General features: G+C 67.8%; 12 protein-coding genes and 1 pseudogene. 9 read left to right on the top strand and 4 right to left on the bottom strand.

What is annotated here, in order from left to right; all coding sequences use genetic code 11:
* Positions 1-14: 14 nt before the first annotated feature.
* From pth to ABLE93_RS14450, 7 genes and pseudogenes are all read left to right on the top strand, one after another.
* On the top strand, positions 15-623 hold the full coding sequence (gene pth / locus ABLE93_RS14480; RefSeq protein ID WP_348840540.1) for an aminoacyl-tRNA hydrolase: 609 nt from the start codon (positions 15-17) through the stop codon (positions 621-623).
* A 66-nt stretch (positions 624-689) separates the two neighbouring features.
* Positions 690-788: pseudogene (locus tag ABLE93_RS14475) on the top strand (ribbon-helix-helix domain-containing protein); the annotation flags it as partial.
* Between the two features lie 58 nt (positions 789-846).
* Positions 847-1,353: a PIN domain-containing protein gene (locus tag ABLE93_RS14470; RefSeq protein ID WP_348840539.1), complete on the top strand. Its 507-nt coding sequence runs from the start codon at positions 847-849 to the stop codon at positions 1,351-1,353.
* 6 nt (positions 1,354-1,359) lie between these two features.
* Positions 1,360-2,460: a redox-regulated ATPase YchF gene (gene ychF / locus ABLE93_RS14465; RefSeq protein WP_348840538.1), complete on the top strand. Its 1,101-nt coding sequence runs from the start codon at positions 1,360-1,362 to the stop codon at positions 2,458-2,460.
* 10 nt (positions 2,461-2,470) lie between these two features.
* The gene (locus ABLE93_RS14460) at positions 2,471-2,941 is read left to right on the top strand and encodes a MaoC/PaaZ C-terminal domain-containing protein (protein WP_348840537.1); all 471 of its coding nucleotides are present in this window, start codon (positions 2,471-2,473) and stop codon (positions 2,939-2,941) included.
* Between the two features lie 205 nt (positions 2,942-3,146).
* On the top strand, positions 3,147-3,611 hold the full coding sequence (locus tag ABLE93_RS14455; protein ID WP_348840536.1) for a MaoC family dehydratase: 465 nt from the start codon (positions 3,147-3,149) through the stop codon (positions 3,609-3,611).
* A complete protein-coding gene (locus tag ABLE93_RS14450; RefSeq protein WP_348840535.1) occupies positions 3,608-4,102 on the top strand; it encodes a MaoC family dehydratase in 495 nt (164 codons plus the stop codon). Before ABLE93_RS14455 ends, ABLE93_RS14450 begins: the two co-directional genes overlap by 4 nt.
* A gap of 28 nt (positions 4,103-4,130) precedes the next feature.
* Here the strand turns inward: ABLE93_RS14450 and ABLE93_RS14445 are convergent, their stop codons facing one another.
* Together ABLE93_RS14445 and ABLE93_RS14440 are read right to left on the bottom strand one after the other, a co-directional pair.
* Positions 4,131-5,960: an ABC-F family ATP-binding cassette domain-containing protein gene (locus ABLE93_RS14445; RefSeq protein ID WP_348840534.1), complete on the bottom strand. Its 1,830-nt coding sequence runs from the start codon at positions 5,958-5,960 to the stop codon at positions 4,131-4,133.
* Positions 5,961-6,097: 137 nt separating this feature from the next.
* The gene (locus tag ABLE93_RS14440) at positions 6,098-6,277 is read right to left on the bottom strand and encodes a YdcH family protein (RefSeq protein ID WP_348840533.1); all 180 of its coding nucleotides are present in this window, start codon (positions 6,275-6,277) and stop codon (positions 6,098-6,100) included.
* 182 nt (positions 6,278-6,459) lie between these two features.
* Between ABLE93_RS14440 and ABLE93_RS14435 the strand changes: the two genes are divergently transcribed.
* On the top strand, positions 6,460-6,666 hold the full coding sequence (locus ABLE93_RS14435; protein ID WP_348840532.1) for a YdcH family protein: 207 nt from the start codon (positions 6,460-6,462) through the stop codon (positions 6,664-6,666).
* 122 nt (positions 6,667-6,788) lie between these two features.
* Here ABLE93_RS14435 and ABLE93_RS14430 read toward each other — a convergent pair whose 3' ends face one another.
* Complete coding sequence (locus ABLE93_RS14430) at positions 6,789-7,274, bottom strand: peroxiredoxin (protein WP_348840531.1); 486 nt, start codon at positions 7,272-7,274, stop codon at positions 6,789-6,791.
* 80 nt (positions 7,275-7,354) lie between these two features.
* A complete protein-coding gene (locus ABLE93_RS14425) occupies positions 7,355-8,227 on the bottom strand; it encodes a protein-disulfide reductase DsbD domain-containing protein (RefSeq protein WP_348840530.1) in 873 nt (290 codons plus the stop codon).
* A 159-nt stretch (positions 8,228-8,386) separates the two neighbouring features.
* Here ABLE93_RS14425 and ABLE93_RS14420 point away from each other — a divergent pair, with 159 nt between their 5' ends.
* Positions 8,387-9,004 (top strand): YqgE/AlgH family protein, encoded by a 618-nt coding sequence (locus ABLE93_RS14420; RefSeq protein WP_348840529.1) that lies wholly within the window; start codon positions 8,387-8,389, stop codon positions 9,002-9,004.
* The last annotated feature ends 31 nt before the right edge of the window (positions 9,005-9,035 follow it).

Genomic DNA, 9,035 nt, shown 5'->3' with positions numbered 1-9,035 from the left:
CGGAGATCCGCCTCATGTTCCTGTTCGCAGGGCTCGGCAATCCCGGCCCGAAATATGCCGGCAACCGGCATAACGTTGGCTTCATGGCCCTCGACGCCTTGTGCCGGCGCCACCGCCTCGGCCCGCTGCGGCGGCGCTTCCAGTCCATGGCGGCGGAAGGCGAGATCGCCGGCGAGAAGGTGATCGCCCTCTTCCCCGAAACCTACATGAACGAGAGCGGCCGGGCCGTCTCCGAGGCCCAGCGCTTCTACAAGATTCCCCTCGACCACATCTTCGTCTTCCACGACGAACTGGACCTGCCCCCCGCCAAGCTCCGCATCAAGAAGGGCGGCGGCAACGCCGGGCACAACGGGCTGAGGTCCATCACCGCCCATTGCGGCAACGACTATTTCCGCATCCGCCTCGGCATCGGCCATCCCGGCGACAAGGCCATGGTGATGCCCTACGTGCTGGGCGACTTCGCCAAGTCCGAAAAGGGCTGGGTGGATGCGGTGTGCGACGCCTGCGCCGATTTCGCCGACCTCCTCGTCCAGAAGCGCCCCGAGGAATTCCAGAACCGCGCCCACCTCTTCCTGGAGGCCCAAGGCTTCGGCGAGCAGAAGCGGGTCGGCGAAAACGGGTAAGGGCGGAGCGGCCCAGCCGCCTTGACTTGGCGACACGGAAACACGATTTTCGTGTCGAGGACTGCCATGAAGAACCTGACCATCACCTTGCCCGAAGACGTCTTCGCCCGCGCCCGCGTCGCCGCGGCGCAGGAAGGCAAGAGCATGTCCCGCTTCATCGCCGAGCTGGTGGACCAGCGCCTTGGGCGCAAACGCAGCCAGGCGGAGGCGCTGGAAGCCTTCCTTGCCGGTCCCCTCGCCCCCTTCTCGGATGAAACGGGCAAGATCCCTGCCCGGGCAGACCTTTACGATGACGCGCTTCTTCCTCGACACGAACGTGATCCTCTACACCCGGGATCTGAAGGCCCAAGCGAAGCGCGAGCAGGCATCGGCATGGCTGAGGATGCTGGTGGCGCGGCGCCTGGCGGTGATCAACGTGCAGGTCATAAGCGAGTATTGCCACGTCGCCCTGCGTAAGATGTCCCATCTGACCGAAAGCGATGTCCGGGCCGACGCCGAGGCGCTCCAGGAATTCTGCGCCGCCTTGCCCCTGCCGGAAACGGTGCCGGCGGCCTGGGCCATCCGGGCCGCGCGCCGCTATTCCTGGTTCGATTGCATGCTGCTCGCGTCGGCCGAAAGCCTCGACTGCAGCCATTTTCTCTCCGAGGACCTTCACCATGGCGATGCCATCGGTGATATGCGGATCATCAATCCCTTCCTCGTCTCTCCGAATGATCTTCTAGCCGGATAAGGTTCCATGGGCTTCAAATGCGGCATCGTCGGGCTTCCCAACGTGGGCAAGTCCACCCTCTTCAACGCGCTCACCCAGACCGCGGCGGCGCAGGCGGCGAACTATCCCTTCTGCACCATCGAGCCCAACGTGGGTGACGTTGCGGTGCCCGATCCGCGCCTCGACATCCTCGCCGACATCGCCGGCTCGGGTCAGATCATCCCCACCCGCCTCACCTTCGTGGACATCGCCGGCCTGGTGCGCGGCGCCTCCAAGGGCGAGGGGCTCGGCAACCAGTTCCTCGCCAACATCCGCGAATGCGACGCCATCGCCCATGTGGTGCGCTGCTTCGAGGATGGGGACGTGACCCACGTGGAAGGCAAGATCGCCCCGGTCAACGACATCGAGACCATCGAGACCGAGCTGATGCTCGCCGACCTCGAAAGCCTGGAGAAGCGCGTCACGGCGCTGGAGAAGAAGGCCAAGGGCGGCACCGACAAGGAGGCGAAGGAAACCCTCGACCTCGTCATGCGCGCCCTCGTCCTCCTGCGCGAGGGCAAGCCCGCCCGTCTCGCCGAGGTGAAGCCGGAAGAGAAGAAGCTGTTCAGCCAGCTGGGCCTCCTCTCCGCCAAGCCCGTGCTCTACGTGTGCAACGTGGAGGAAGCGTCGGCCAAGGAGGGCAATGCGCTGTCGGCCGAAGTGTTCAAGCGCGCCGCCGAGGAAGGTGCCAAGGCGGTGGTGGTCTCGGCCAAGATCGAGAGCGAGATCGCCGTTCTACCCCCCGACGAACAGAAGGACTATCTGGAGGCCATCGACCTCGACGAGCCCGGCCTCAACCGCGTCATCCGCGCCGGCTACGATCTGCTCCACCTCCTCACCTATTTCACCGTCGGGCCGAAGGAGGCCCGCGCCTGGACCATCACCGCCGGCACGCGGGCCCCGGCGGCTGCGGGCGTGATCCATACGGATTTCGAGAAGGGCTTCATCCGCGCCGAGACGGTCGCCTACGACGACTATGTGAAGTTCAAGGGCGAGGCCGGCGCCCGCGAGGGCGGCCGTTTCCGCCTGGAGGGCAAGGATTACGTGGTCGCTGACGGCGACGTACTGCACTTCCGCTTCGCCAACTGAGGGCGCGCCGATGGCCGAGGCACGGGAGATGGCGGCCGGCCCGGTGGAGATCGGCCGCTTCACCTTCACGGCGGAGGAGATCGTGCGCTTCGCCCGCGCCTATGATCCTCAGCCGTTCCACGTGGATGCGGACGCCGCGCGCGACGCCCATTTCGGCACCCTCGTCGCCTCCGGCTGGCACACCGCCTGCGTCTGGATGGGCCTGTTCGTGCGTTCCCTTGACGCCGGAGCCCGCACGCTGCCCGGCGACCATCCGGCGGCCATAGCCCCCGCGGGCATCGGCTTCGGCATGACCGGCCTGAAATGGCCGGCTCCGGTCCGGGCGGGCGATACCATCATCTTCTCCACCGAGGTGCTGGATGCGCGAGCGAGCGGCAGCCGCCCAGGCTGGAGCATCTACCACCGACGCAACAGCGCGCGTCGGGAGGACGGCACCGAGGTGCTCGCCTTCGAATTGCGGCACATGTCGCCGGACCCTTAAGGCCCGGCGCGTCCGTGCTCCATCAAGCGATTGTTTTCGCGGGGAATGCCGCCCGGCAGGATGAAGGCGCAAGAGGTTCGTGTGGCCTGCGGCCGCCTTGCCCGCGTTGAGGGTTGTTCATCAGAAGCGCCGACGGGATCCGGTGCAGCTTGACGTTTGCGTCATCCTCGCCTTGGATCGCGGCTCAACGACAGGGAGGTCCGCCTTGCCCGACATCTTCTTCGAAGATTTCATCATCGGTGAGGTGAAGACGTTCGGCTCGCACAGGGTCACGCGGGAGGAGATCGTCGCCTTCGCGTCGGAGTTCGATCCCCAGCCCATGCACCTCGACGAGGCGGCGGGGAAGGCCTCGCTGCTGGGCGGGCTTGCAGCGTCCGGCTGGCACAGCTGCGCCATCATGATGCGGCTGATCTGCGATGGCTTCCTGCTGCGCACCGCAGGCATGGGTTCGCCGGGCGTGACCGAGAACAAGTGGCTCGCCCCCGTGCATCCCGAGGATGTCCTCACCCTGCGCCGCACGGTGCTGGAGAGCCGCACCTCCCGCAGCAAGCCGGACATGGGCCTTGTCACCTTCCGCTTCGAACTCATGAAGGCCGACAAGAGCGTCGCCCTCGACCAGACCTGCATCCTCATGGTCGGCCGTCGCAATCCGGGAGCCCGCCTCGCATGACGTATTTCGAGGACATCGAGGTGGGCAACACCGCCCTGCTCGGGCGCCATACCTTCACGCAGCAGGAGATCGTCGCCTTCGCGCGGCTTTATGATCCCCAGCCCTTCCATGTGGACCCGGAGGCCGCGCGACGCAGCCATTTCGGCGCTCTGGTCGCCTCCGGCTGGCACACCGCGTCCATGTGGATGAAGTATTTCGTCGCGGCCAACATCGGCGTCCCCCACCCCGACGCCTCGGCCCCCGCCGGTGTCGCGGGCGAGGGCGCGCTGGGGCAATTCGGCCCCGCCACCGGCTTCCGCAAGCTGCAATGGCTGAAGCCGGTCTATGTCGGCGACACCATCAGCTACGCCACCGAGGCCCGCGAGAAGATCGCGAGCAAGTCCCGCTCCCAATGGGGCCTGCTGAAGGCCTACAATTCCGGCACCAACCAGCACGGCGATCTGGTGATCGACTTCGAGAGCGTGGTGCTGGTGGCCAAGCGCCCGGCCTGAGCGCCTGCCCGAACGGTACGGGCGCCGCTCAGCCCTCCAGCTCCTCCTTGAGAATCTCGAGGCGCAGCCATTCCTCCTCCGCGGCATCGAGGGCGGCCTGCGCCTCGGCGAGCGCCGCGGAGGCCTTGTCGAAGCGCGCGGGGTCGCGGGCATAAAGGTTCGGGTCGGCGATCTCGGCGCCGAGCTTCTCCAGCCTGGCGCGCAGGTCGTCCATGGTTTTGGGCAAGGTCTTCAGCGCGTGCTGCTCGTGGAAGGAGAGCCTCCGCCGGGCAGTCGCCTTGGTTTCCTCGGTGCCGGCGGATTTCGCCTCCCCACCCTTCTGTTTCGGCGCGGCGGCCTTCTCGCTGGCTTTGTCCCGCGCCTCCACGCCCCGGCCGCGCTGGGCCACCATGTCGGCATAGCCGCCGGCATATTCGCGGAACACGCCCTCCCCCTCCGCGACGATCACGCTCGATACCGTGCGGTCGAGGAAGTCGCGGTCGTGGCTCACCAGGATCACGGTGCCCGGATAGTCGGCCACCATCTCCTGCAGCAGATCGAGGGTTTCGAGGTCGAGGTCGTTGGTCGGCTCGTCCAGCACCAGCATGTTGGAGGGCAGCGCCAGGGACCGGGCCAGCATGAGCCGGCCGCGCTCGCCGCCCGACAGGACGCCAAGGGGGGCGTTGGCCTGCTCGGGGGTGAAAAGGAAGTCCTTGAGATAGCCCATGACGTGCTTCGGCTGGCCGCCCACCATCACCTGGTCCGATCCGCCCCCGGTGAGCGCGTCCTTGAGCGTGGTGGCGGGATCGAGCGCCGCCCGCTTCTGGTCGAGGCTGGCGATCTCCAGATTGGTGCCGAGCTTCACGGTGCCGGCGTCGGGCGCGATCTCGCCGGTCAGGAGCTTGATGAGGGTGGTCTTTCCGGCGCCGTTCGGCCCTACGATGCCGATCCGGTCGCCGCGCAGGATGCGGGTGGAGAAATCCTTCACCACCGCCCGGCCCTCATAGGACTTGGCGATGCCCTTGGCCTCTATGACGAGCTTGCCGGAGGTCTCGGCCTCGCTTACCGCCAGCTTCACGTTGCCGACAGCGCGGCGCTCCTCGCGGCGGTCCTTGCGCATGGAGTGCAGCAGGCCGAGGCGCCGCACGTTGCGCTTGCGTCGGGCGGTGACGCCGTAGCGCAGCCAGTCCAGCTCGGCGACGATCTTGCGGTCGAGTTTGTGGCGCTCGCTCTCCTCCTGCTCCAGCACCTGGTCGCGCCAGGCCTCGAAGGCGGAAAAGCCCTGGTCGAGGCGCCGCGTCTGGCCGCGATCGAGCCAGACGGTGGCGCGCGACAGAGTCTCCAGGAACCGGCGGTCGTGGCTGATGAGGACGATGGCGGAGCGCAGGCCCCTGAGCTCGCTCTCCAGCCATTCGATGGCGGGCAGGTCGAGATGGTTGGTGGGCTCGTCCAGCAGCAGCACGTCCGGCTCGGGCGCGATGACGCGCGCCAGCGCCGCCCGGCGGGCCTCGCCGCCGGAGAGATGCGCGGGATCTTCCTTCCCCGTCAGGCCCAGTTCGTCCAGCAGATACTGGGCGCGATAGGCGTCGTCCCCCGGCCCGAGACCCGCTTCCACATAGGACAGCGTGGTGGCGTGGCCGGAGAAATCGGGCTCCTGCGGCAGATAGCGCACGGTCGCGCCCGGCTGGAAGAACCGGGTGCCGGTGTCGGGCTCCATCAATCCCGCCGCCACCTTCAGCAGCGTGGACTTGCCGGAGCCGTTGCGGCCGACGAGGCACACCCGCTCGCCGGAGGAAACGGACAACTCCGCCCCGTCGAGCAAGGGTGTCGCGCCGAAGCGCAGATGGATGTCCTGGAGGAGAACGAGGGGAGGAGCCATGCCGCCGGATTAAAGCCCTCCGCGCCGGAACGCAAAGGGCACCGCGCGACCGGCCTCCCGGCCCGTCTGCTACAGGACCTTAAAGGACCGCGCCGCGCCCCGACGCTCCCGCGCCGGACGCGAACGGCCGTCAGCCATCAATGGAGGGTGGAATTGCCGTTGATTTTCGACATTTGGTCCTTCAGGACCAGCTTCTTGCGCTTCAGCTCGGCAACACGAAGCGGGTCGGACGCGGGGTGGGCGAGTTCGCGGCTGAGCTCCTGCTCGATGGCCGCATGACGCCGCTTCAGCTCCTGAAGGTGCGACTGGATGGACATTCTGAGCGCCTCCCTGTCTGCAACACGACATCAGTCTGTCACGGAGCCGACGAAGAGTCGACCGCCTTTCTGAACCTCCGGCAAGCTCCCATCTTGCAGCGCGGCATGCGCGTGCCATAGTCATTCGAGATCGGGGCAAGGCGGGCTGGACCGCGTATGCGCGGTCCGGCGACGGATGCGGAATGACGAGCGACGACGAACGGGATCTGAAGATCCTTCTGGAACGGCTGAAGCAGGAGCATCGCGACCTCGATGCCGCAATCGAGGCGCTCACGGCGGTCTCGGGTTCGGACATCCTGCAGGTGCAGCGGCTGAAAAAGCGCAAGCTTCAACTGAAGGACCGCATCAGCCAGGTCGAGGACGAGATCTTCCCCGACATCATCGCTTGAGGAGTGTTCCATCGCCGGTGCGGCGGCGGTGCGGAGCCCCCTGAGGAGGCCCCCGCTTCACGCTCGGGCGCATGACGCCCCGGGCTCGACGCCCAAAGCGCGCCGCCCCGGACTGTCCCGGCTCAGAGCTGGCCGAGCATGGTGGTGGCGCTGGAGACGTCCGCCTTGGACGGCACGTCTTCCACGTTCAGCGCCTTCACGACGCCGTCCTCGACCACCATGGAATAGCGCTTGGAGCGCACGCCGAGGCCGGCCGCGGAGCCGTCGAAGGTGAGGTCGAGGGCCGAGGCGAAGGACGCGTCGGCGTCCGCCAGGAACACGATCTTGCCGTCGGAGCCGGAGGCCTTCTCCCAGGCGCCCATGACGAAGGGATCGTTGACCGACACCACGGCGATGGCATCGACGCCCTTGGCCTTGATGGCATCCGCCTCCCGGACATAGCCCGGCAGATGGTTCTTGTGGCAGGTGGGGGTGAAGGCGCCCGGCACCGCGAAGAGCACCACCTTCTTGCCCTTGAAGATCTCGTCGGTGGTCTTCGGCACGGGGCCGTCGTCGGTGGAAACACGGAAGGTGGCGTTGGGCAGTTTGTCGCCGACCGAAATGGGCATCGTTTTCTCCGCATGAGGGGGCCGCTGCGGCCCCCGCAGACAATACGTCCTTCCGGCGTGGAGGAAAGCCTCCGCGGCGCTCAGCGCGCCGCCGCGGGACCGGGCACCGACACCTGGGTCGAGACCGCGCGGGCGCCGTCCACCAGGGTCAGCTTCAGCGCCGCTCCGGCCGGATCAACGCCGGAGGGCACGCCGTCGAGGGCAAGGGTGAATCGCGCCGTGCCATCCGGCAACGCGGTCTTCTGCGGCAGCGGCAGCGCCCAGCGCTCGTCCGGCCCTTCGACGAACAGATCGGCCTTGGGGCCGGCGGCCTTCACGTCGATGACGAGGCGCGCGGGCCGGACGCTCTGGTCGAGATCCACCTTCTCCACCGCCAGCACGTCGGCCGCGCCCACCGCCTGCTCCACCGGCACGAGCGCCCGGGCCGCCGTGATTCGGGAGGCGTCCGGGCCGGCGCGGCCGTCCAGCGCCACGGCGAGCTCGGCGCGGGCGGGCATGCACAGCGCCTCGCACACGGCGAAATCGAAGGCGATCTGCAGACGCGCCGGCTTGCCGGGCTCCTTCAGCTCCACCTTCAGGGGGAACAGGACCGCGCCCTTGTAGCCGATGGAATAGCCCCCGCCGCCGTCGGCGAAACGCTTGGGGGCGGGCCATTCCATCTCGACCTTCAGCACATTGTCGGACCCGCTCCAGTTCAGGGCCGGCGGCACGCCGCTGTCGCCGGGATAGCGCCAGTAGGTCTTCCAGCCGGGCGAAAGGCGCAGATCAATGCCGGCATCGGCACTCGCACCGTCCACCGGACCGGCGATGAGCTGGAGCTCGGCGCCCGGCACCTTGGCCGGTGCCGAAGCCTGGGCGGCGGCAGGGGATGTCGCAAAAGAAAGGGCGACGGCGGCGAGCGCCGGAAGGCCGAGCAGAGATCGGCCAGGCGGGAGCGCGTGGGTCCATTTCATACCCAAAGCGGGTACCCTCTCGCGGCGCCGCCGCAAAGCCCCGCGCGAGCACAAGCGTGTGACTCGCCCCGCGTCGGCACCCCCGCGGCGCCCCGCAACCGGGCCTTGGCACCGCAAAGCGCATTTCCAAACCCCGCGATGCGCGGTACCCTTCCAACCATGATTGCGAGCCAGAACCCTACTTTCCAGGACGGGGGGTCGAGCTTTCTCGACGGGCAGTTGCTTATTGCCATGCCAACCATGCGCGACGAGCAGTTCGCACGCACCCTCGTCTACCTGTGCGCCCACTCGGCCGAAGGCGCCATGGGCATCGTGGTGAACCAGCCGGCGAGCCACATCGACTTCACCGATCTCCTCGTCCAGCTCGACGTGATCCCCGCCTCCGAGCGCATCCTGCTGCCGCGGAGCGCCGGGACGGTCAAAGTGCTGCGCGGCGGGCCGGTGGAGACCGGACGCGGCTTCGTGCTGCATTCGGCCGACTATTTCGTCGAGAATTCCACCTTGCCCATCGACGACGGCATCTGCCTCACCGCCACCCTCGATATTCTCAAGGCGATCGCCGGCGGGCGCGGGCCGCGCAGCGCGGTGCTCGCCCTCGGCTATGCCGGCTGGGCGCCCGGACAGCTCGAGACCGAGATCCAGGCCAACGGCTGGCTCAATTGCCCGGCCGACACCGACCTGATCTTCGGCGAGGGGGTGGAGACCAAATACGACCATGCCCTGCGCAAGCTGGGCATCCATCCCGGCATGCTCTCCAGCGAGGCCGGGCACGCCTGATCCGCCGTCCCGCCGAGGCGGGACATGCGGA

Origin of the sequence: Xanthobacter pollutisoli, assembly GCF_040044995.1 — a bacterium.
In the GTDB taxonomy this organism is placed as follows: Bacteria; Pseudomonadota; Alphaproteobacteria; order Rhizobiales; family Xanthobacteraceae; genus Xanthobacter.
This window is presented reverse-complemented; position numbering and strand designations above follow the sequence as displayed.